General features: G+C 55.4%; 20 protein-coding genes and 2 pseudogenes. 17 read left to right on the forward strand and 5 right to left on the reverse strand.

The window, feature by feature from the left end:
- The first annotated feature begins 94 nt into the window (after window positions 1-94).
- The 8 genes and pseudogenes from E4S61_RS15185 to E4S61_RS26690 form a co-directional block, all read left to right on the forward strand.
- Entirely contained in the window at window positions 95-1,396 is a 1,302-nt protein-coding gene (locus tag E4S61_RS15185) for a CHRD domain-containing protein (protein ID WP_135304811.1), read from the forward strand.
- A 1,327-nt stretch (window positions 1,397-2,723) separates the two neighbouring features.
- On the forward strand, window positions 2,724-5,423 hold the full coding sequence (locus tag E4S61_RS15190; protein WP_167768523.1) for a PAS domain-containing protein: 2,700 nt from the start codon (window positions 2,724-2,726) through the stop codon (window positions 5,421-5,423).
- Between the two features lie 277 nt (window positions 5,424-5,700).
- On the forward strand, window positions 5,701-5,913 hold the full coding sequence (locus E4S61_RS15195) for a hypothetical protein (protein WP_135304813.1): 213 nt from the start codon (window positions 5,701-5,703) through the stop codon (window positions 5,911-5,913).
- On the forward strand, window positions 5,907-6,302 hold the full coding sequence (locus E4S61_RS26975; RefSeq protein ID WP_449405161.1) for a DUF7344 domain-containing protein: 396 nt from the start codon (window positions 5,907-5,909) through the stop codon (window positions 6,300-6,302). Before E4S61_RS15195 ends, E4S61_RS26975 begins: the two co-directional genes overlap by 7 nt.
- A gap of 215 nt (window positions 6,303-6,517) precedes the next feature.
- The gene (locus E4S61_RS15200) at window positions 6,518-7,570 is read left to right on the forward strand and encodes an NAD-dependent epimerase/dehydratase family protein (protein WP_135304814.1); all 1,053 of its coding nucleotides are present in this window, start codon (window positions 6,518-6,520) and stop codon (window positions 7,568-7,570) included.
- A 476-nt stretch (window positions 7,571-8,046) separates the two neighbouring features.
- The gene (locus E4S61_RS15205) at window positions 8,047-8,928 is read left to right on the forward strand and encodes a helix-turn-helix transcriptional regulator (protein ID WP_209309514.1); all 882 of its coding nucleotides are present in this window, start codon (window positions 8,047-8,049) and stop codon (window positions 8,926-8,928) included.
- 144 nt (window positions 8,929-9,072) lie between these two features.
- The gene (locus E4S61_RS15210; RefSeq protein ID WP_135304816.1) at window positions 9,073-10,932 is read left to right on the forward strand and encodes an ester cyclase; all 1,860 of its coding nucleotides are present in this window, start codon (window positions 9,073-9,075) and stop codon (window positions 10,930-10,932) included.
- A gap of 102 nt (window positions 10,933-11,034) precedes the next feature.
- Window positions 11,035-11,265, forward strand: a pseudogene (locus E4S61_RS26690) (ester cyclase); the annotation flags it as partial.
- A 397-nt stretch (window positions 11,266-11,662) separates the two neighbouring features.
- On the opposite strand, the gene E4S61_RS15220 reads toward E4S61_RS26690, so the two are convergent.
- From E4S61_RS15220 to E4S61_RS26190, 4 genes and pseudogenes are all read right to left on the reverse strand, one after another.
- Window positions 11,663-12,550, reverse strand: coding sequence for a hypothetical protein (locus E4S61_RS15220; RefSeq protein ID WP_135304818.1), 888 nt, complete (start codon window positions 12,548-12,550; stop codon window positions 11,663-11,665).
- 141 nt (window positions 12,551-12,691) lie between these two features.
- Complete coding sequence (locus E4S61_RS15225; protein ID WP_135304819.1) at window positions 12,692-12,904, reverse strand: hypothetical protein; 213 nt, start codon at window positions 12,902-12,904, stop codon at window positions 12,692-12,694.
- 370 nt (window positions 12,905-13,274) lie between these two features.
- Entirely contained in the window at window positions 13,275-13,586 is a 312-nt protein-coding gene (locus E4S61_RS15230; protein ID WP_135304820.1) for a hypothetical protein, read from the reverse strand.
- 1,126 nt (window positions 13,587-14,712) lie between these two features.
- Window positions 14,713-15,021 (reverse strand): annotated as a pseudogene (locus E4S61_RS26190) (PadR family transcriptional regulator); the annotation flags it as partial.
- 322 nt (window positions 15,022-15,343) lie between these two features.
- Here E4S61_RS26190 and E4S61_RS15240 point away from each other — a divergent pair.
- From E4S61_RS15240 to E4S61_RS15260, 5 genes are all read left to right on the forward strand, one after another.
- Window positions 15,344-15,739, forward strand: a complete 396-nt coding sequence (locus tag E4S61_RS15240; RefSeq protein WP_245180766.1) for a MarR family transcriptional regulator — start codon at window positions 15,344-15,346, stop codon at window positions 15,737-15,739.
- Between the two features lie 140 nt (window positions 15,740-15,879).
- On the forward strand, window positions 15,880-16,173 hold the full coding sequence (locus E4S61_RS15245; RefSeq protein ID WP_135304822.1) for a hypothetical protein: 294 nt from the start codon (window positions 15,880-15,882) through the stop codon (window positions 16,171-16,173).
- Window positions 16,170-16,421 carry a hypothetical protein gene (locus tag E4S61_RS15250; RefSeq protein WP_135304823.1) on the forward strand — a complete coding sequence of 84 codons (252 nt, stop codon included), beginning with the start codon at window positions 16,170-16,172 and terminating at the stop codon, window positions 16,419-16,421. Before E4S61_RS15245 ends, E4S61_RS15250 begins: the two co-directional genes overlap by 4 nt.
- A 573-nt stretch (window positions 16,422-16,994) precedes the next feature.
- Window positions 16,995-18,035: a nucleoid-associated protein gene (locus E4S61_RS15255; protein ID WP_167768524.1), complete on the forward strand. Its 1,041-nt coding sequence runs from the start codon at window positions 16,995-16,997 to the stop codon at window positions 18,033-18,035.
- Window positions 18,036-18,042: 7 nt separating this feature from the next.
- Window positions 18,043-19,803: a hypothetical protein gene (locus E4S61_RS15260; protein ID WP_135304825.1), complete on the forward strand. Its 1,761-nt coding sequence runs from the start codon at window positions 18,043-18,045 to the stop codon at window positions 19,801-19,803.
- Between the two features lie 158 nt (window positions 19,804-19,961).
- Here the strand turns inward: E4S61_RS15260 and E4S61_RS26695 are convergent, their stop codons facing one another.
- A complete protein-coding gene (locus E4S61_RS26695) occupies window positions 19,962-20,510 on the reverse strand; it encodes an AlbA family DNA-binding domain-containing protein (protein WP_135304949.1) in 549 nt (182 codons plus the stop codon).
- A 276-nt stretch (window positions 20,511-20,786) separates the two neighbouring features.
- Between E4S61_RS26695 and E4S61_RS15275 the strand changes: the two genes are divergently transcribed.
- The 4 genes from E4S61_RS15275 (at window position 20,787) to E4S61_RS15290 (ending at window position 23,802) form a co-directional block, all read left to right on the forward strand.
- On the forward strand, window positions 20,787-21,143 hold the full coding sequence (locus tag E4S61_RS15275) for a hypothetical protein (RefSeq protein WP_135304826.1): 357 nt from the start codon (window positions 20,787-20,789) through the stop codon (window positions 21,141-21,143).
- 57 nt (window positions 21,144-21,200) lie between these two features.
- Window positions 21,201-21,470 (forward strand): hypothetical protein, encoded by a 270-nt coding sequence (locus tag E4S61_RS15280; protein ID WP_135304827.1) that lies wholly within the window; start codon window positions 21,201-21,203, stop codon window positions 21,468-21,470.
- A gap of 43 nt (window positions 21,471-21,513) precedes the next feature.
- A complete protein-coding gene (locus tag E4S61_RS15285; protein WP_135304828.1) occupies window positions 21,514-22,419 on the forward strand; it encodes an ADP-ribosylglycohydrolase family protein in 906 nt (301 codons plus the stop codon).
- An 87-nt stretch (window positions 22,420-22,506) separates the two neighbouring features.
- Window positions 22,507-23,802: a PD-(D/E)XK nuclease family protein gene (locus tag E4S61_RS15290; RefSeq protein ID WP_135304829.1), complete on the forward strand. Its 1,296-nt coding sequence runs from the start codon at window positions 22,507-22,509 to the stop codon at window positions 23,800-23,802.
- Window positions 23,803-23,807 lie beyond the last annotated feature (5 nt).

A 23,807-nucleotide genomic window follows, 5' to 3' on the forward strand; every position in this document is an offset into this window, starting at 1 on the left:
GAAATGCCGATTAATTGGTCTCTCAGGGGTACTCCCCTACTAACGAGTTGAACTAACGACTCGGTTTACGATATCACAATTGTAACACTACGCCATGGATGATCAATCCCCCATCGGTATCGATTTCGATAGCTCTCGGCGAACGTTTCTGCGACTTGTCGCGGCGACCGGCGTCCTCGCTGGAACCAGCGCACCAGCGCTCGCTCAGACACAGCCAATACTGTTAGATGGTAGCAGAGATGCCTGGGTTGGTCGATCACCGGCGTCGATTAGTGGGAGGCAGAACCCAACGCTTCAGTTGCAGGCCGGCGAGACATACACGCTCACGTGGACGAATATTGACGGTCGTCCGCACAACTTCGTCATCACTGATGGCGGGGGAACGGAGATACTCCGAACTGACATCCTCACGACCGAAGGAGAGACCCAGACTGTCGAGTTCGAAGCGACGGAGGCGATGCAGACATACTACTGTGAGGTTCACCCGAACTCGATGCGCGGGACGATTAGCAGGGGGAACGCAGGAACCAATAGCGCGATACAAGTCTCTGAAGCGTTTAGCGCCGGACGATTATCCGGTGCACAGGAACGTCCAGACACTGTCGAGACGGCTGCTGCAGGGGCGACGTTGCTCGGCCTCAATTCGGATGGAACCGAACTCCACTATTCGCTGTTAGTCGCGGACATTGACGCCGCCACGCAAGCACACATCCATCTTGGTGCTGCCGACAAAAACGGTCCACCCGTTGCGTTCCTGTTTGGCGTGCAGAACGAACAGGGGGCATTCGTCGGGCCACTCGATTCCGGAATCTCCGGGTCCGGTGTGTTTGGGAGTGGCTCGATCACGGCTGAGAACCTAGTTGGTCCACTCGCAGGCGAGTCACTCGATACGTTGCTGTCTCGACTTCGGGACGGAACCGCATATGTGAACGTCCATACTGAACAGAATCCTGCCGGCGAAATCCGGGGGCAAATCCAGTCGGTTGACAGTGTAAGTGTCGATCTTCAGGAGCAGGTCGACGCGAGCCTCTCCACCGAACAGGGATTGACAACTGCGACTCAAGCAACGCTCGACGTCTCTGCAGGCGGACAACAGGCGACTCCGGGTGCTGGTCAGTCTGGCAGTCGTAGTGGCGTGATTGACATCTCGTATGAGGGAACAGTTGGGCCAGGCAGCAGAATCACTATCACCGCAGCCATCGACGGCGAACCAGTTACAGACGCCGACGTCTACGTAAAGGATGGCAATGGTGATCGGAGACTCGTCGGACAAACCGACCAAAACGGACAGTTCGTAGTAGTTGTTCCGGCTACCGGCGACAAAGCCGGTGAGCTGAATGTCAAAGTACGCAAAGGCGAACTAGAAGGAGAGCTAGAGGTCGAAAACGGCCGGTGAACTACCCTGTCCTGCTCGCGCTGACGCGCTCGGCATTGCCACTCCCGACTATATATATGGGTTTGGAGACCGCTGGCTTCAGTTGGTCTCTACCACGCCGACCAGGGAAGCCCACCCTGTCGCCGAAATATTACATGAGGCATACGAGCCTGATTCCATGATAGACTCGGGTGTGGGCTTGGTCGAGATCTTACTGGGTTCCAAGCCTATGGCGCCACCGTTCATTGCGTTGAAAGCTATTTAAAGGCCCGAGACCACGCTGAGGTACCAACCGATGCACTCACTATCCATGACCTTCGTGAACCGCCGGACCTCGACGACCGAATAAACCCCGCAGAATGGATCGCTGACCGCCCCTTTATATTCGTTCAACGATAGGTCACAACTTGCAGTTGTGCTGGATACACGCGCTGTACTGGGTAATTCCGAACCACTCTCCTAGAGGAGGGCCGGACTTGGAGGTCCGTCACACCCGTTGTGAGCCAGGATTCGGGGCTGGTCGCTCCGTTCGTGTGACGATCACTTACTCCACTCCTGTACGAATAGTAACCAGCTTCCACAGAAATATCTCTGCCCGCTGCTCACCGATACTTGCAGTACTGTCAGTCTGCGCCTGCCTGCTGGGTCTGTCGGTTCTTCTCCAGTAGTGTTCGGCTCAACTCACTTTTTCGGTGTGACGTCTGCAAATGACGGTAGACAGCCCGCGAATCGCCCTTGAACACACACAATGGACAATTTCTGATAGCTCGGTCGTCAGCAGTTCCGCTAACTTCTACTCCTGTCTTCTCCACAGAGGATGAACTCGCTTTGTCTTCCATTATTCGTGCTACAACGTAGCGACAGTCGAGGAATATCGTTTGACTCTAGGTGTCTAGAACGACCCTGCGAAGGGCAGACAGAGATGCCAGCGGAAGCCAACCGCTGCAGCCGTGCGTAGCTGACCGGAATCGAAGGGAGCGAAACTATCAGGCCCAATGGCTACAATTCTACAGGCGTTGCAGGCCGAGTGCCTCGAGTTCGTCCGAGAGAGCTCTGCTACCTATACTGATCTCTGAGAGCGGGGTCCGTCTGTCAGTAAATGTGGCAAACAGTCAACTTATCAATCGTGGTGAGAGACTGAGAGATACTTGAGATGGCTGCTGCAACGAGTGACATACGCATACTCTCTATTGGGCCCTGCCTTGAATCCGCTGGGACGCTCGCAGAACCACTCGAACGTGCGGGCTTTTCAGTCGAAGCAACTGCTGATCCAGCCACCTGTGTTGAGAAGCTATCAGCAGGGGTGGAGTGTGTCGTCAGTACGTACCTCCTCGACGATACCAACGGTGTGGCACTACTCCGTAATGTCCGTACCGCTCACCCCGACTTACCCTTCGTTCTCTGCGCGCGGGAGGGGAGCGAACAGATTGCTAGTAAAGCCATCGAGGCTGACGTGACAGCGTATCTGCCGACCGACGGACGTGTCCCTCCCGACCTCCCACAGCGTGTCACAAACGCTGTCGAAACGGCTCGCGTGACCGAGAATCCGCAACGAGAACTGGACCACGCCCCCGAGCGCCAACGGTACGAACAGGCGTTGCTTGAGGCCCACGATCTGCTTGTTGACAATGACCGCTCTTTTACCGCACGTATCGATGCACTGCTGGAACTCGGCCGTGAGACGCTTGGAACCGAGTACGCAACTCTCTCCCGCGTCGACGATGCGGAGTACGTTTTCGAAGCGGTTGCTGCTCCACATGATACCAACGTTCAGTCTGGAGAGCGGGTCCCATTGGAAGTGACAAACTGTGAGCGCGTTGTCGAAACAGAACAACCGCTCGTGCTCCCTGACGTGCAAGCAGACGCCCCAGAGCTTGCGGCGCGGGCAGGGAACGTCGAGTTGGGAATCTCCTGCTATCTGGGTGTCCCCGTTTTCGTCGATGGTCACGTCACTGGAACGCTCTGCTTCTACGATACACACGCACGGTCCGAGTTCACCGAGCAAGCAGTGTCGTTCGTCAAACGCCTCGGGAGCTGGATGACCCACGAAATAACGCACCACAGGCAGGCCACCCACTTGACCGCAATAGAGACTGCCTTTCCTGATATCGGATTCCAGCTCGACGATGACGGACGATATCTGGATTGCTTTGTTAGCCCTGCCACATCGAACCTTCTGTATACTGACCCCAAGGAGTTTCTCGGCCAGCGGGTCCAGGATGTACTGCCGACTGAGACTGCAGAGACGGTTCTCACTGCTATTCAGGACGCCATCGAAACGGACCACCTCGAGACCATCGAGTACGAACTTCCGGTTCCAGCGGGAACTCGCTGGTTCGAAGCACGAATCGCTCCGGTCTCAGCAGCAGGCTATGGCCAAGAAAGCGTCATTTTTGTTGCACGAGATATCACCGACCGGAAGGCCCGTGAAGAGAAGTTAGCGACGGCTGAAGCTATGTTTCAGAACGCACAGGATGGGATGTTCCTTATTGATGTTACTGATGATGTCAATTTCCGCATCCAGCGTGTAAACCAGACCTACGAAGAGTTGACGGGCTGTTCGGCCGACAGGTTACACGGATGCACACCGAGTGAGCTCGTTGGAGATGATGCGGGAGCTGAAATCATCGCGAGATATCGACGCTGTGTGGAACAGGGGGACCCACTCGAATACGAAGAGTCGCTACCGATATCTGGTACCGCAACGCATTGGCACACCAAAATCGCGCCAATCAGTGATGACGGGACAGTCACCAAACTCGTTGGTGCCACACGCGACATTACTGAACAGAAAGAGCGGGAGTTGGCACTCGAAGAGCAACACCAAGAGTTAGCTAAGCTCCACCGTATCAATACGCTCATCCACGGGATTACACAAGCGTTGCAAAACACCAAGACACGTACTGCAATCGAGACTGCAGTTTGTTCGCACCTCACGGAGTCGGATCTGTACCAAGCTGCATGGATCGGAACACAAGGAGACGACGCGGCACGCGGGACAGAGTCCACTGTTGTCCCACAAACAGGCGCTGGCAACAGTTGGCAAGAGATAGACGAAATACCGACCGAACACCGCATGGTGGCCAAAGAGGCGCTCCACACTGATGAAGCCGAACGTATCGACGATATCACACTCGATGCGCCAGCTCCAGATGCCCATTCGCAAGGTGACCAAACGCAGCCCGACCACTCTCTCGTCTCTATTCCACTCACGGCCGGCGGAACCACGTATGGTGTCCTCGTAGTATATGCACCGCTCGAACATACCGTTACGGACGAAGAGAAAGGCGTCCTCACAGACCTAGGACAGATAATTGCGTTGGCTATTCAGCGCGTCCAGAGTCAGCGCTCGCTGACTGCCGAAACGGCCATGGAACTCCGACTACAGATCCCTGATTCGGGGAGTCTCTTTGGGGAAGTGAGTGCGGAGCTAGACTGTGAACTCACGTTCGAACGGTGGATTCCAGTCGATTCCAAGCATGGGTTACAGTACATCTCTGTCCGAGATGCTGAGCCAGCTGCAGTGCTCGAACACCTGACTGCAGCTTCATTCGTCGAGACGGGGGCCGTGATACACGAAGCAGACGAAACGACCGATCAACAATCATATATCGAGATACGGATCTGTGATATCGATCAAAGCATCATCAGTAGGCTCGCGGAGCACGGGGCTTCGATTACGGCAGCGAACGCTAGAGACGGCGATACGTATGTCACTGCGGAGCTATCTCCCGAAAGTGATATCCGAGCTATCGTGACGGCCCTGCAGGAAGTCGTGCCGACGATAAACCTACTTGGCAAGCAAGTGATCAACCAGCCGATACGAGCCGTTCCAGAGATAAAACGACAGGTCAGCGAGCAGTTAACGACGAAGCAGCGAGCTGCGCTCAGTACGGCGTATACACGAGGGTACTATGCGTGGCCACGAGAGAGTACCGCCGAGGAGATCGCCCAGACAATGGAGATCGCGTCCTCGACGTTCCATTTCCATCTCCGACACGCACTCGACAACCTGTTGACGTCGTTCTTCGAGGATGATTGCCAATAGCCCGCTGGCTCCCATGCTAAGCGTGTCTCGGTAGGAACTGGGAGACACCCCCCTGGTGGAGACCGGATCGGTCTAGATACGTCTAGGTCAGATTTCTATCTCCTTCGCCCCTGGATTCGGATGTGTCTCTCTACTACAACGAATATTCGGAATGGACTGAACTCCGGCTCATCGCTGGTGACATGCGGTCCTTTGACGTGTTCCTGAAATCGGGGTTTCAGCAATCACGGGATTGCGCGACCCCAAGCAGACGGGACGTTGTTGCCGGAGGCAGACAATGAGTACTCGGGATCCGCTCTCGGCCCATGTCCGCATTCTCGAAGCGACGGCACAGCTAAACCGAGCGACGGCAACACTCGACGACGAGGACAATGAGTTGGCGGCGGTCCTCGACGAGCTGACCGACGAAGTTGCTGCAATCGGTTCCCTCCTCGAGGCCAGTAACGCGGATGCAAGAGCCAAACGATACGAGAGTGATTCCAGATGGTGACACGTCCCAGCGGTGCGACAGACGAGCCATGTCCGCTGCCAATTAATGACCGATTCGACCTTCTCTCGTCACACTATCGCCGATACACACTCTACAGCTTGTCACTCTTTACACTCCCCGTGAGCTTGCCACGTGTCGCAGATGCCGTTACTGAGCTGCTCTACGAAATGCCGGCAGACGAGATCGACGAGCGACGGCTCTCAGTCTATCTAACGTTGTACCACAGTCATATCCCTCGCCTTGCCGACGCTGAGGTAGTAACCTACAACCAGGAAGACGATACGATCACACTTGGGCCAAACATGTCTCATCTCTCGCCATTACTCGAGCAGACCCTTACCGAGGAATTTCCCCAGGGGATTAAGGCCCATTTATTGGGGGCTAGGTAGCTCTGTCGAAACGTTCGTTCGATAGAGCATGGTTTGAGCCTTAACATCCTCCTCTGCGTGAACGCGGAGGAGGATGTCAACTCGTCTCATCGGTCAAGCAACGGAACACATACAGATATTGATATCACGATGAAGGCGGGATTCGAATGGACGGATTAGGTGTACACCCCGCTTTCTCGAATAGAGCTATAGTGGGGATAGACTATTGTTAACATATGGTATCTGCTCTCGTCATTGGAGGAACCGGGTTCATCGGTCGCCACACTGCCGAGGAGCTGCACGATAACGGATACGAAGTCACGACGCTCAGTCGCAGTACGCCGGAGCGTGAGTTCACTGACCGGGACGCTATAACGCACATCAGCGCCGATCGCACCGATGACGCCGCTCTCAGGGATGTCGCCCATCAAGTCGAGCCGGTGATCGTCATCGATTGTGCCGCATTTTATCCCGACGATGTTCAAGCGGTCCTGGACGTCTTCGCCGACGTGGATGTATACGTCTACGTTTCCAGCGGTGCTGTGTATAGTGTCCAGGAGATTCCGAAACGCGAGGACGAGACGCCGCTGCACGACTGCACATCAGAGCAAGCAGCAGACGACTCGATGGCGAGTTACGGCCCGCGCAAAGCCGAATGTGATCGGATTACGACCGAAGCCGCCGAGCGCGGTATCCCAGCCATGAGCGTTCGCCCGACAGTCGTATACGGACCCCAACCCGGCGACAGCGCCCCGCTAGATGATGCCCCCGCGTGGGCTGAGGACATGCCCGGCATCCAGACCCACCACGACTACTGGATCGATCGGATCAACCGGTACGACAAGATCGTCGTGCCAGGCGATGGCACGGCCATCTGGCACCGGGTCTACGTCGAAGATCTGGCGAGGGCGCTCAGGGTGGTCGCCGAAGACGGCGAGCCAGGAGAGGCATACAACGCCGGTGATCGGCGCGTCTGCACGCTTGGGGACGTGATCGAGTTGATCGCCGACGCGCTCGATACGACGATAGAAGTCATTCACGCGAGTCGCCGCGAACTCGGACAGGTCGGCCTCACACCGAACGACTTCATCATGTATCACCATCCGATGACGGAGTATCCCCACGTTGTCGATACGTGTAAACTCGCGTCGTTGGGGTGGGACTCGACCTTCGTCGAGGCCGCCATGGAACGGACGGTCGAAGAGTCTCTGGCGAGTAATCGGGACGGGAGCACCCACGATCCGGGGCGTGAGGCCGAGGAACGCCTCCTCGATGCGATAGTCGGGTAACCATCCTCTCCTGAGACGGGATTCAGAAGCGACGTACTTCCTCCTGGGCTACGTCATCCTCTGGGTATGGGTAGTGAGCCGTCCGACCGATTGCTCGCACGACTGCGGCGAGAGCGGGAAATAGGACGCGCTGGATAGAGCGTGGTGGCCGTGCAGGAACGATTACATCCGGAGACTCTCGAAGCAGCAGGACCGTCTGCAGCAGGTTGCTGAGGCCCGAGTGGCCCCTGTAGGCGTGGGCGGCGGCGAACCGTGCGATCAATGCCTCCCACCACCGTCCGGGCGGGGTTACCTCGCGCCGGAAGCGAGCTGGGAGGCAAGAGGTCACGCGAATACCTCGGCGTCTGCAACTGGGTTGTCTGATGAGATACGCGCTATGGTCTTCAATAGCGTCCAGAAAGGCCTCTGTCGCCAACACAGGGATTCAGAGAAGGGCCACCCAATGCTATTTATCGTGGTGCACGATAACAAATAACATGGACACGGCTCTCGACGACGTTGCATTCCTCGCGTTATCAGAGAACCGTATTGCACTCCTCGACGCCCTGAGTGACGAGCAAACGCACAGCCGCGATGAGTTAATGGAGACTACCGACGTCTCGCGGCCGACCCTCGCACGTATTCTCGACGACCTCGACAGCCGAGCCTGGATTACGCAACACGGCCAGGAGTGTCGGATTACCGAGCTCGGCGCGTGGGTTCACGAGGAGTTCACCAACCTCCTAGAGATGATGGCCACCGCGAACCAGTTACGGGATTTCGTGCGATGGATGCCAGCAGACGCCATCGACCACGGTCTTGTTCGGCAGTTAGACGACGCGGAACTCGTGTTTGCAACCGAAAGCGACCCGACGGCCCCGATCAGGCGCGCAGGCGAACACGTACGGGATGGGACGCGGCTTCGATTTCTCACAACTCAGGTCTCCGTGTCGTATTTCGCCGCTATGAGAGATGCGGTATTGAACAATGATATGAGCGCTATAGGGGTTGTGACACCAGCTGTCTGTAAGACACTCCGGAACGATTTCACTCTGACATCGCTCTCTCGGGACCTGGCCGAATCGGATTCCGTGAGATTCTTGCTCACGGTGGACCCCCCGCCGATACTCCAAATCGTCGATAGCACCGTTGGCATCGGCCTCGTGGATACTGGTAAAAATCCCCGAGGATTGATCCTCAGCGACGACGGTGGCGTTCTCGCTTGGGCCGAACGGACCTTCGAGTCGTACCGAGAGGACGCTACTCGCCTCTCATCGGATAAAATTACACAGAGACAGGGACCATCTCACGACTCCGAGTCTACGGAAGAGGCCGAAGATCTCGTTGATGAATTACTGGAGTCATCCAGCGATCGTTGATAGTAATCATCTACGCCGGCCAGCGTGACCGAGAACCTCAACTACTGATCCGCTGTCCACCCCGTGAACATTTCTCACGGGATACGGCGATGGGCCGTTCTGCCGTATCCGAGCCTGGCCTCCAGCGGCTTGGGGCCAGCAACCATGGCGACACCAGAACAAGACAACAAGGAGCACGCCCGCCGATTCAACGAAGAGGTCTGGGGAAAATCCAACCTCGATGCGATCGATCACCTCGTTGCAGACGATTTCGTCGGATATAATCCCGCCCGTCCGGAACCACTTCGTGGTGCAGACGGCGTCCGCGAAGTCGCCGAGCTGCTACAAGCAGCGTTTCCAGACTGTGAGGTCGAACTCGAACAGGTTCTCGCTGACGGTGACTGGCTGACGCAACGGGTAACGGTCTCTGCCACGCACGAAGGCGAATTCATGGGCATTGCTCCGACCGGGAAACAAGTAGAAATCACGGGAATAAGCGTCACACGCTTCGAGGATGGGAAGTGGGTCGAGGGATACGAATTGTGGGACATTTTTGGATTGCTCCAACAACTCGGCATCACCGAATTGCCCGTTGATACGACCGGGGAACCAGAGCAGTCGTCAACGCCTACCCACAGCCAACCGTTCTCGGAGAGTGCCGTCGAGAACCTCAGAGAACAGGCCCGTGGTGAGGTGCTGCTCCCTGGGGGCGATGGCTACGACGAGGCTCGAACGATTTGGAACGCAATGATCGATCGGCGACCGGCGGTGAGCGTCCGGTGTGCGGGCACCGCCGACGTGATCGGTGCTGTGGACTTCGCCCGCGAACACGACCTGCTGCTCTCAGTCAAGGGCGGTGGCCACAACGTCTCTGGGAACGCCGTTTGCGATGACGGCATCATGGTCGATCTCTCGCAGATGACGTCGGTGCGGGTCGATCCCACCGCCAAGACCGTCCGTGTCGAACCCGGCGTCACCATGGCCGACCTCGATCACGAGACGCAGGCGTACGGCCTCGCCACACCTGGTGGGGTCGTCTCGATGACCGGGGTCGCGGGACTCACACTCGGTGGTGGGTGGGGGTGGCTTAGTCGGACGTACGGCCTCGCTATTGACAACCTCCGCTCGGTCGATATCGTCACCGCGGACGGCGAGTTGCGACGCGTGAGCGAGGACGAGAATCCGGACCTCTTCTGGGGCGTTCGCGGCGGCGGCGGCAACTTCGGGATCGCCACATCCTTCGAGTTCGACTGCTATGAGGTCGGTCCGGAGGTCCTTGCTGGCTTGATCGTCCATCCGTTCGAGGACGCCGCCGACCTCCTGCGCTTCCACCGGGAGGTCACGGCCGAAGCGCCGGACGAACTCTGTTGTTACGCCGCGATCTTGACCGCGCCACCGGAACCGTTCCTCCCGGAAGAGGTCCACGGGTCGCCGGTTTTCGCCTTCGCGCTCTGCTACTCGGGCGACGTCGAGGAGGGCGAGCGAACCGTCAAGTCGCTTCGAGACTACGGCGATCCGATCGCCGATCTCGTCGATACCTACCCGTACACGGCGTTCCAGCAGATACTAGACGACGGATACCAACCAGGGGTTCGGAACTACTGGAAGTCCCGGTTCATCGACTCGCTGTCGGACGACGCGATTAACCTCGTCTTGGAGTACGCCGAGTCCCGCCCGTCCCCGCTCACCGAGATCCTGATCGAACATCAAGGAGGCGCGATTACGCAAATCGAACCGGAGGCGACCGCGTACTATCACCGGGACGCGGAACTGACCTTCAACATCCTTTCCCGATGGGAAGATCCGACGGAAGACGAGGAACACATCGAATGGACCCAACAGTTCTTCGAGGCGATGGCGCCGTATTCCGCTAATGGTGTCTACGTGAATTTCCTCGGTGAAGAGGGCGAAGAGCGAGTCAAAGCTGCGTATGGGGACAATTATGATCGATTGGTGGAACTCAAGAATACGTACGACCCGGACAACCTCTTCCGGATGAACCAAAATATCAAACCAACCGTCTGAGAGACGGACCGACGTCCTTCTATATTATTTCGGGCATGGACACCAAGAAATCCGTCCGCCTCACTTTTCACGCGTAACTAAACGCGACCTGAAAGTGACCGCGAAGGGTTTTCAGATTCCACGGAGGTGATCCATAACTGTATCGCGGCGGATAATACCGTCACGATGCAATTGACTGAGCGCGGTACCCACGACGGTGAGTTCATGGGAATTGAGCCGACTGGCAAAGAGTTCGAGATACAGACGACGGCCTTCTTCCACCTAGAGGAGGGAAGGTCGATGACTAGTGGATGCAACGGGACACCCTTGAATTCCTGCAACAACTCGGTATAACTCCCGAGGACCTCAGTGAAGCTGTGCCGGCCGACGACGACTGAATTCGGTTCACCCCCATCCACATCGAAACTGCTTGCTGAATATCCCGACTGTACTGAACGGCTCTTGGTGGTCTCATGCCTGAACAGCCGATTCGCTCGCCCGTCAGACCGAAACCCTGAGGCTACGTGACCCTACTTTGATGAACGGTCCGTCACACCCGTTGTGAACCAGAGTTCGGGACTGGTCGCTCCGTTCGTGTTACAAACACTCACTCCACTCCTGCAAGAATAGGGTCGCTCCCGAGTTCTGCAGCTACCACACAGCCGCGTCGGCGGCGGCAGGGCACGTGCCACCGCGTCCATCGATGTTGGTTCCGTCCCGATTCTCTCCTCAGAGGGTGCTCGTCACAGGGTTACCCCGAAGACTCCACCACAACGGGTGTGACACCACCAGTCGTTGCTTTTCGGTCACTGTCCTCCAGCAAATCTAAGCCGACGTAGCGTTGCTCGACCAATCCTTCGGCAGTCTCGGCGTCCATCGAGAGGAGCTCTGTCTTCGTTTGGTCTCGCCCGACCTGCCGGGTCTTCTCGATGAGATCATCGCCGCCGATCTCGATCAGTTTCTCCCAGACACGCTTGACCGTTTGACGATGCGGCTCTTTGCCCAGTTCGGCAGTCAGAGCGGTCTCCACATCGTCCTTCGTGAAGAACACGCCACTCCCATCAGTCCGTTCGGTCGCGAACTCGGGCCATCGCTTCGCGATGCTGATCGCCCGGTAGGTGTTCTGGCGGTTCGACCGCTCGACAAACATGGTCTTGACTTTGGCCTGCCGGCAGTTCGCGAAGAAATCCAGTGGTGAGGAGCTGGGCTCGATTCCCTCGGGCAGCGTCTCAGCATCTTCTTGCTGGTCGGGATCAGCCTCTAATTGCTGGGCTTTCGCGATCGCACTCTTGGCGACCTCGTGCGTTTCTTCCTGTTGGGCCTCAACGTCGTCCAGTCTACTTTCGGCTTCGGCAGCGTTGCCGACGGCCGTCGTCGCGATGTCATGGGTCTGCTCCTGCTTTGCTTCGAGTTCGTCGACGCGATCCTGCAGTGAATCGATCGTCGCAACTAGACCCTCAAGAACACTTGACATGATGGGGCCTGTCTCGCCGTCGAGCTGGCCCACCAGCTCCTGGAGCGCGTCGGTGTCTGGCGCAGCAGCATCGTCGCTGATGTCCATCCCGAGCTGGGCGGCCAGCTGGTCGTCGGTGGCTGTGCTGTCGGTCTCGCTCTCGTCGGCGTCGGTGTTGCGTGGCATACTGACCACAAGGCCCGTTCCGGAATCGAACCGGAGTGACCGACCACGGGACGGGCTATGATCGAGTGGTGGTCAGCAGAGCGTGGCCGCTACGTACGAGCCACTGGACACGAGCGGAAACGCCACCGCCGTCCCAGTCTGTCATCCCTCGACCTCCGTCCGGCGTTCGATGACGACATCATGCCCGTACTCGCCGTACCGGTATTGCGCGTAGAGATTCTCGACCGTCGCAAAGTCCTCACTCCACTCGGTGTAGTGGACGAGATCCCCGACATGATAGCGCAGTCGCCACTTGTCGTCCTGTGCGGGCGCTGCGTCGGGTGCAGACTCACTGGTGGGGTCTGTCTGGGCCATCAGCAGGCACCCCCATTCGCCGGCCGGAGAGCGCCAACTGTGTGGTGGTGGGCCCGAACTGGGTGACGGCGACGGAACTGACGCGGCGGACACAACCTGGTTGGCAAGAAACGTTTTCCAACTGGCCAGCTGATGATTCGAGTGCGGGTACGTGCGCTGTCAGAGGCACTCGCGGCTTCCCCCTTTCCCCGTTGGTGACGGCACTCCGGTGCCGGTCCCAACTGTGGCTTGCGATAACAGCCCACGCTTTTACAAAAGATACTGACAGTAATCCGATCACGGTCCTGGCCGATACCGAGCCTCTGACAGCTGTCGACGGTCAGGGCCACTTTCTGGCCGAGCAATCGACGTGGGACGTGCTTGTGCCCCATCATGCGATAGCCTCCCATGACTGCCAGCCCTGACTGCATGGGCCGTCGGCAGGGCGACACTCGCCACAGGGCACACAGAACTGCGCTAGCGCTGTGGTCCGTCGGACGGCGATCGTCACGTCCTCACGGTGGCGCCGATCATCGACGGAGGCTGCGAGCCGCCAGCGTGTTTCGGCTGCGAGATCGGTCAGCAGGACGCCAGTGATAGTTTCATAGGCGTCGTCAACACCAGTGACGAGCAGTCGCGGGGCACTCGCTACCTCGGTGAGGACCACAACCACGCCGACGGCGGGACACGCCGTGGCCGTCATTGGAGGCCCCCCGTCCGGACGGTCGTGAGCTTGCAGCCACAACCAGTAACCCGTGGAAGTGAGCTAGCCACACACGGAGTCCAGTCACGTCCGCCGCTCCCTGATCCGATCACCACTGGGCCCGGAATCCATTTCTGCCGTCGCGAGCGTGTGCTGGGGCTGTCAAGGGACAATGACTGGGTTTTATTAGCGCTCCTTGACCACTGATTGAATGGGTCCTGTGTTCCGTGGTCAACTTGTACCACCCCCTCACTTCCCCACAGTTTGAACGCGGACGCCAGGACCCACTTTTGTTGCCGGGTTGTGACTGTAGCTTCTCGGCGTGTCTTACCAGTCGGCAGTGGACGTTGCTGACAGGCGATTGACCGACGCCACATCGAGTACCGGGAAGTACAGCTACACTGGCCCGCCTCTAAAGAGCGGCTGGCACAGGCTGGTTCGCGCTGTGCTGGCCAACTGTCAGAGGCAGACGTTGGTGTACCCTGTTGTTGTTGATGGGGTATTCCATCGTTTGGACGCCCGTGTGTTCTTCTGCTACAACGGCTATCGATACGAATAGCGTCGCGTCGAGGCGGACTCTGGGCAGTCGCGACACACGTGGTTCCATGCCGTTGATCCCCTCGGCTGCCGGCGTTCCCGTCTTGTTTCGTCGAGCGGTGTCGCTGAGTGGATGGGCGCCCCGTCATCTTCAGGCACCCCTCCGATGCTGCTCGACACTTCGCTCACGTGCTGCCGTTTTCGTCGGCGTCCTCCCAGTAATGGTGCTGGCCACAGATGATGGGCATGGACGCTGGGCGACTGCCAGGATCCACAGCAACTCATTGTATCGGGACCGCCCCAGCGTCCGGTTCTGACCCACTGACTCGGTGTGTCGGGTCCGGACGTCGTGGCTAGAAGTCGATTCCTGCTGGCCAGCTGCTGGGGTCGTTGCTTGGACATCGCTGTCGGTTGCACTGGGTGCTGGAAGCGTGCTAGCGACAGATATACTGGCTATGGCCAGCCACTGTCTAGGTGGGTGCTGGCACACAGCCATTGTCATGGATGGCTCGCTGTGGACCAGTTCCCGGCATGGGTATGTCTGTGAGGTCGTCTGTTCGGCCTCACTTTTGTCTGGCTTGGTGGGTCGGCCACCGTCGGTGACCGGTCGGGGTCGGTCACAGCATTGGGCGAGGGTGTCGGCTTGGTGCTCAAGCAGGGTCTGGCCAGCGTCGGTCAGGGTGTAGGCGTTGGTACGGTCGTCGATCGGGGCACACTCGACGAGGTCCTGTTCGATGAGTTGGTCGAGATTCTGGTAGAGACGACTGTGGTTGATTGGGTCGCTGTAGCGCTCGTCGAGATAGTCCTTGAGCGCGAGGCCGTAGGGTATCTCCTCGACGGCGGCGATTGCTTGGAGGATATCGCGCTGGAAGCCCGAGAGGTCGTAGTAGGTCGTCATGCCGGGCCTCCCAGAATTGTTGCGTGGTTCCAAGAAAGACGAGCACAATCGGTGTGGAGTCGGGGACGAGAGGCAAGATATCGGTGCTGTGGCTCGGCGTGACGACGCTTGGTAGTCGGCTGGCGATACGACGCAGTCCGTGGGAAGGTTTCAAGGCTCCCCATTGCGTGTGCGTACATGCTGTTTTGGACCGACGCGGCGCCCGTGTTGATGGCACGGCGTCGCACTCGGTTTTCGAACGACGCCCGAGGAGCGACGCGTCGGCTGTGATAGGACTGTGAGGTGCGCAAGCACTTAGTAGTTCGCGTCTATAAGCGCAGATATGTGTCAGCAAGTGCTTGATAGCTCTACTAAGGGAGAGATAGGTCTTATCGGGGTAACTAATAAAACAGCGCGTGATGGCGGAAGTATGCCTCCGGAGGAACGTAGAAAGGTCGTCCTTGAGTTTATGGCAGACCATTCGATAGCGCTCCCTCCAAAGGCTATTTTCCGCGGACTCAAAATCGAGAAAGGAATTACGTTCAGCTATCGGACGGTTCAGACGATTCTTTCTGAGCTTGAGGAACAGGGGTTTGTTGCTAGGGTTGACAAAGAGGCACTTGACGAAGGTAATATTCAACCCATTCCTGAAGATGAAGCTGGAAGGCGGGCGTACTACATGATTACAATGGATGGCCGGCGTGAAGTCGATGTTACTGACGGCAGTCAAAAGCGCTGATTTTCACTAACTAACGAATATACTAAGTGGCTAGAAGCCATGAGTATCAGGTAAGGACGCACGCGTTGCTGGTCGATTTCCTTTAAGGAAATCGCCCCGGTGTACCAGCACCGAGACGCGTGGGTTCTGACGGAGAACCAATGGTAACTACGCAAGCCAATCCCCAAGAACGTATCGCCCGCGGTCGACTGACCCAGGACCCTTCGTTCGTCGGCATCGACGGTGACGACGCTGCCCACTACTGGGATAGCTACGAATCTGCTATCGTCGTTGTCGACGAGAATCTGAACGCTGAGAAATTCGACCTTGCCGAGACGCCCTGCCAGACCCTCCGAGACTGGTGCGAGCACACGCGGCGGAAGCGCGGCTGGGACGTTGGTCCGCACGTCGGTGGCTCACTGGTTGGCGATCTCGTGCAGGCGGTGGAAGCATGAGCTGCACCGTCGAAGACCGAAAGCAAGTCCGGCGGGCTGCACGAGCGATTCGTGATGCGGTGCCGACCATCGCCGTCGACGTGGTCGCGCCGAACGCGAGTCGGCACGACGCGTGGACGCTCGACGCTGTATTGCGTGACCGGGAGAGTGTGCCGCCCGAAGTGCTGCGAGAGTTGACGTTGGCTGGGCTGACGTTGCAGCCGGTGCCATCGCAGGCTGGGTATCAGCACGTCGTAGCAACAATATAGAGGGGTTGCGTTAATTAGTAACAAGGTCTATCAAATGCCCTAATCTCATCTGGACATCTCCCTCACCACGACCGATAATTGGAGGTGATTCATTCGGATCCGATCAATGCAGATGCTTACCAAGACTAGGAGGACACTCCCGCACGTCAGTCCTGAATTTGATTACGGCGATAATCACGACCAGTCAAGCGGATACGGTTATGGTGCCGGACTACCATGGGGTGCGTCTATTCTTACAATACTCTTAGGAGGCACATTATTCAGATAGAGATTTATTGCGATTCTATGCTGAACCAATTGAGTGGAGAATTGCGACATGGAGGCGTTAGATCGGTAGTTTCTGTTCCGACACACTGTGGCGAACTTTATCCACAATCTCTAACAGAAGAGCGTACCAGAACAATGACGCCTATGAGGACAACTCAAAGTAGTCCTTGTTTGTATATAATGCGCCTTTTTGGAAAGATATGCTACGAGTGATAGTTGATGTTTTACCGATATGACAATATAACATATTATCAGAAGACAACGAGTGGGTAAAGGTTATGTAAATGAAGTCTCTGGATATATACTGTGACGGTTGAAATTAATGCTCTTACTTTCTCACCGGTCAATAGTGATGTAGAGAGAGGGTCTGATGAGTTCTGGCAATCAAGTACCCGGGATGTTGATGTCGATGATGACACTATAGATATATTTCGTAAATACATAGCAAAAATCATCAGCAAACCCGATACTAACCAAGTGAGTGTCGGCCAGTTCAGAGATGACGATCGCAGTCAGGAATATCTGGATGAGATGCTTGAACTTGAGTTAGATATGGAAGAAGCGTCGGCTGAGTATGATAATTTCGAAAATGTTGCAGAGAGCTTTTCTTTCCGTTTGATAGAGGAGATGAGCGGGAACACCAATGAGGGGATATTTTTCGTTATTCAAGCGACTTGGAATGGCGAGCCATTAATTAGTATGCTCAAACTGGAACCCCAAGATGAGGAACGCTCCGTAATAGATGAAGATACCCGGGAACTTCGGTATGAGGAGCTTGATAGCGCGTTACCAGATCCTGATGATTTTCAGAAAGGGTGTGTGTATCCGCTATTTGAGTCCGATAATTTCAGCAAATCAGGCGATATCAAATTCCTCGAAGATGACGGTACTACAAAGTATTTCCCTCGGTTTTTGGGCTGTGACGTTGGTCAAGGAAGTCGGAAGCAGTTTCAACACACCCTCGCGGCCGTTGAGGAGACCAAAGAAACCCTAGCTAATGAGTCTCTGACATCAGAGGATGTTCAGGATTTTTACGATGCCGTGGAAGAACATGGGGAACTTACAGACGATGTTGCGAAAGAAACGGCGAGGAACATTGTTGGCCCACAGTTTGATGACGATGACTTTGAGCGCCGATTGTATGAAAAAGGCGAGGAACATATCAGTTCAGACCCAGACTTTGCTCCCTCTAAGGTAGAATGGACGATTGATGGTGAAATCGTAATCCAGGTTCCAGTGGAACTGCTCGAGAGCGACCAGGTCCAGATTTCGGAGCAGGAACATATGCAGGATGAATGGGAAGCAGTTATCAGAGGGTATGACGTCTCCAAAGATTACAAGCAGTAGCTAGTAGATGTTTCAGGAACTGAAGGGGTCCCTATCTTCGTTTGTCGAATCTTGGGACGATTCCTTAACGGAACGGTACGCGGCTCTGACACTCAATGCAGACGATGTCTCGCCTGAGGCATCCCAAGACTTGATCGCTGATATAGAAGAGCTGTCTGAGTTCGCCAGGCTCCGTCCGCTGAAATTTGAGATAATTGGTGCTGATGAACAATACAGCATCAATTACAATCCATCGACTGGTTCAATTACGGGTTCACGGGATCGGAATGGACCCTCGGCAATTGATGACCTCTATCGGGGTCAAGACGCTCTCATAGATGTCTTGGCTGGGTTACGGGATAATACGATTAGTACTACGGATGAGATTATAGAAGCTCTAGAGCTTTTCCACACTGTCGATCAATTCCAGGTCGATATTCAATATACACTTCCCCTGGACGAGATAGAGAGAGCCCTCGCCAACGAACTGACTGGAGACCGTATTTCGGTCCATTTCTATATCGAATTGGATACATTCAAACGTGAAATTTCCGACACCAGTATCGCCGAAATACGAGGTAAGCTGCTTGATGATAGACACACTCATTCCCTGGTGGTTATTCTGTCACTTGACAATTTCGTCACAGGCGATGGACTCTCCATCTACGGCTTGTCACGTCTTCACAAATACGACGCAAACGAGGGTCAGTCAAGTAAGTGGCGTGACCAGATGGAGAAAATTCGGCGCCAAACACTAATCCAAGAGCCAGAGGTTCGTTTCCTACCACCCTCCTTTTTTCAGTTCGATATTTCTAGCGACCAAGAGTTAGAGACTGAGGCAAAAAAATTGTTTAACCCGTATGTTGTAATCTTCTCGGTTTTAGCTATTGCTAACACAGCCGAATTCGTCGATGACTCAACCTGGCGAGTGCGAATTCAGGGCCGCCAGTACATCGAGGGGGAGGTAGTGCAGTCGGCGAGTGAGCAGATCAAAGTGTCTTCCAATGGGAATTCAGCGACGATTGAAATCACTGCTGAACTGGTCAAGGATGTCTACGCGCTGTATTCGTGGATCTATGATGCACGAGCGGATGACAGAATAACAGTGGTACGCAATGTCGCGACATTATACGCCAACACTCTTGCTGAGTTAATTACTGATGCCGAGCCGATATTGAGTTCAGCCCAATCAAATAGGCAATTCTATGTAAAAGAGAGCGTGGATGAGTTCTTTGAATTCCGGCAAGATCTGACCGAGAGCGCCTTCAACATCCAGAGCGAATATGTTAGACTTAGATCCGAACTGATGAACGATCTGTCTCGCGACCTATTCAGGACATTTGCGTTCATTGTGATTATTGGAGCCACAGTCGTATTCCGTTTGGATGATCTTCTTCCACCCACACCCACATATATTGGCGTCGCTACGCTGTTGGGAGTCTATTGTTTGATCACTCTCCGACGGATTTTTGGCATCAGAAATCAGTTTATAGATCTTGTTGGTTCTCAGACAGAACAGGTTGATTTTTACAAGAAATTTTTCAGTGATAAGGAGCTCACCCAGCGTGGTATCGGTCTTGAAACCACTTCTCCTTGGTGGGGACGGCCGTTTCGGTGGTGGTGGAATATTAGGAATAAAGATCCCAATCAGGCTAAGGTGAAATACGGGTTCGCCCTTGACCTGCTGATATACTACATATTGATACTTGTAGTGTTATGCATAGCGGCCCTGCTTACGCTTGAGGCGTTAAGCATCACAGATTTCATCACTCAAATTCCATCTGCGTAGTAACCTAACACAATTATTAATATCGTCAACCAGCACTAACGTTCCGGGATTGCGAGGTCAATTTGAGACTCATATTCACTTTTACAACCTAATCAAACGCTGTACAACAATCGGTCGCCCAGCCATCGATGATACATATCGACCTACTCCAAATCAGATTATCCGAAATGCCTCTTGACGTACTCTTCCGAATCGCTTGAACTGAGTTGTTTCGTGTCGCTATCCTTTCTGACGAATAACTCATCTCCGCTGAATTCGATGGGCTCGTCACTGGGTTCTACCTTCACTACACATACCGACTTCTCGCTCAAAGTCTCGAATTGAACGCCGGTCTTCTGTGTAGCAAACGTTTCACCCAAGTGCTCCGTCAGAGCGTTCTCAAGCTGCTTTTTGAACCCTTCTTGTCCTTTCGTGATTGATTTGAAATCCTTTTCGAGACCCTGAACGTTCCCGTCTTTGTCGACGCCAATGATCAGGTGGCCCCCTGCAGCAATAGCAAATGCAGCAACATGTTGAGCGACTCTTTCTTTTGCGAGGGCGTCAGATTCCGTATCAGGCAGGAGATGCTCTTCGAATTCGACTGTCTTGCTTCGACCCTTCTCAATCAGCCCCCGAGTATCTTGCTTGGAAGAGCTGACGAACTGATTGAATAGCCAGCTCTGGAATACCTCTGCAATGTAGACCAGCTCCCTGCCCGATTGTCCCAGGAACGCTCAATGGTAGAAAGTCTACTTGAAGATATCCGGGACACCCGGAACGCGCTATTCCACTTCCGTGCGGAAGCCGATGAAGTTGATCGGGATCAGTTGGACATCGCTCATTCGTACTTCACCGGTATCGCCAACACAGTATAGCCAGTGTTCGCTGCTTCTCTGCATATTCGAGAGGCGAGACCAAGGGAATGCACCGACGAGTATGGTTTGTGGCCACACAGCATTCCACCACAATGCTAATGTCCTATAGAAATATATTTTGTAGTAGTTATGCTCAAAGGGCATTTTCAGTCGGCGGGGGCGAGTATCGAGCACGGGGATACGAGTGTGCTCTTTCCCGTTGAGGAACTCGATGCGACAGTCCTTCAGCGTCGAGATGCGGAACTCGCGCTTGCCGACGCTGACGCGGAGAACGTCACCGTCATCGCTCCAACAAGCCTGGCGAGCAGTTACTTCCTCACGCAGCACGTCCTCACCGCGATCCCCGTCGATGAGCTTTTACCCGGAGTCCGGTCGAAGCTCGCCGATGGGCTTGACACCGCGATTGAGACGTTTGACCTCATCCAGATCGGCAAGTGGGTCACCGACAGTCCCGACCACTCCCTCGCCGAATACACGGACGCGTGACCGGCAGTATGGACGACGAATCGAAGACGAACACTGCGGCACGGCCACCCTTTCACGATGACTGACTCGCTTACAGACGACTACCCGGAGGCTGCCCCGTTCATTCAGCAAGCGGTTGAGGAGCACGGTGAAGAGTGGGTGCTGGAAAACTACTACGAGCAACTGTACCCACTCGCGCGAGTGATGGCGATGCCTGACAAGGACGAACTCCCGTTCTACGACCCGGATGAGCACGACACGATGACAGAGGACGAGAAGGTGGAGATGTATCAAGCGTGGGCCGAATACCGAGAGAATCTCCGCAAGGGAAGAAAACCCGACGAGTGACTGCCGCCCTACATTTTTCTCAGCGGTAGTCGTTGAGTGACGTATGGATTCGGATCGAGCCCGTGGAGTTCTACTAGGGTTGGCGTGCGGGGATGCGCTTGGCCGACCGGTGGAGTTCAAGTCTGCGTCCGAGATCAGTGCTGAACACGGGCGGCTCGACGAGATGATTGGGCACGGTACGTGGAACCAACCCGCTGGGACAATTACTGATGACACAGAACAGGCGCTGTGTATCGCTCGTAGTTTCGTCGAACAGCAGGCGTTCGATCCGGCGGATGTCGCGGACCGGTTCGTCGCGTGGTACGACACTGGCCCGTTCGACATTGGAGGGATGACGAGACGGGCACTCACCCGGCTCAAACGCGGTGACGAGTGGGACAAGGCCGGTCAGCAAGTCTGGGAGCAAAGCCCGGAGGGCCAGAACGCGGGGAACGGGAGTGTGATGCGGTGCGCGCCGCTTGCAATCCCGTACGTGGCGGACTGGGAGCGACTCGCCGAGGTGAGTCGGCAGTCCTCGCAGATCACGCACGCTGACCCGCGGTGTACGTACGGGTGTGCAGTTCTGAACGTTACCATCGCCGGCCTGCTTGACGACGCGGCGTCGCCGTTGGGAGATGCTCTCGACTACGTCGGTTCGGACGCACCTGACGAGCTTATGGCGGCGCTTGAACCACTCGCTCGCGGTGAGTCACCTGATGGCTTAGAGACGTCAGGATACGTCGTGCATTCATTACAGACAGCACTCCACGATGGTCTGGTCGCGGAGAGTGCCGAGGAGGCGATTGTGACCGGTGTCAACCGTGGCGGTGACACCGATACGATTGGCGCGATAGCGGGTGCGGTCGCTGGCGCACGATTCGGGGCATCGGCGCTCCCTGATCGATGGCTTGCAGCTATCGATGAAGCTGAGGAACTCGAATCACTGGCAGAGCAACTCACGTCGGTGTAATACTGACGACCGAAAGAGCGATCTTATCAGTCAAGTTCCGAACCTCGCCTATGCAGTTTTATTAAAGGTCTGTTCAATGGAGTTTGTATGGTGGATGTGGAGTTTCGGGATATAGACAGAACTGTATCTGATCTCCGGGATTTCGCTCAACGGGTGGAAGCGCTTACTGAGCGTGGAGACATTCGCCGTCCTTGGCCGACACTCCGTATTCTCGGACGACGGAATAGAGAACGGTACTGGCAAGCGTATCTTGCGTATTTCCTGGACCCATCCAAACCTCATGGCTTCCGGGGAGTTCTTTTAGAAGAGATTCTGGAGATGGTGTCAGAAGAAACGAGTTTCACGCGAGATCTGTTGCATCCAGACTGGGATCTGGTGGAAATAGAAGCTGAAGCAAGTGGTGACGATGGTCGGCCAGATATCCTCATCTACCAGCCCGATAGATGGTTCATCTGTTTTGAATTGAAAGTCAACGCGAGCTACGACGCTGGACAGCTGAAAAGGTATGTTGAAGCCACTGAATTCAGCAATTTGGATGTAACAGAGTATGACCCTGAACGGCGATTCTACATCTATATTGATACTGAGCAGCCGACGGGATTCCCGCCGGATGCGGATGCCGAAAACGAGTTTGCGATGGTTACTTGGAACGAGATCGCTAGGGCGATAGACACGGTAACGGCCCCTCCTAACGGTCACTATCCCGTTCGAAGCATTGAGCAGTTGAGAGACTACCGTGAGCTGATTTCGTACAAGACAAACATGGATCAGGATGACAGAACCTATCGAGAACTAAAAGACGAGTACATCGAACATCGAGACGCAATTCGTGCTGCTAACGAGGCAGGCAAGGAGTTTATCGCTCGGAACTTAGCCCACGAATGGGTTAGTGCGATATCTACCGGCGATTTTCAACCGGACTTCTGGGACGAAAACTGGGCGATTCACTATAGAGAAAATCGTGATTCACCGGGCTGGGGACAAATATACCGCAGAAACTGGAAGCAGAAAGACGACATAGACATTGACGTCCATTTCGAACATAAACCACGGTGGAAGCACTTCCAAAAGGGAGTACTAGTTCTCAACCTTGAAATCGAAGGAGGGAGTGACGCAAACGACTCGATCAAATCCTGTTGGAATGAAAATAAGGATGTTGTCCGGAGTCGGACACCGGAGACTATGGAAATCGGTTCCCCAAGCCGTCGGAACAAATACATGCTGAAATCCAAGGACGGCGCTTATGAATACACACCCGGCGATCCAGACGCATACTTCGAAGCTCTACAGGACGCGCTCGAAGATAACAAACCAGTAGCTGAGATTGTAGATGAGATAATCACCGAACTTCCGTTTGAGGATCCAACGGCCGTTCAACTCTGAGAAAC

Source organism: Haloarcula amylovorans (assembly GCF_004681185.1).
GTDB lineage: Archaea > Halobacteriota > Halobacteria > Halobacteriales > Haloarculaceae > Haloarcula > Haloarcula amylovorans.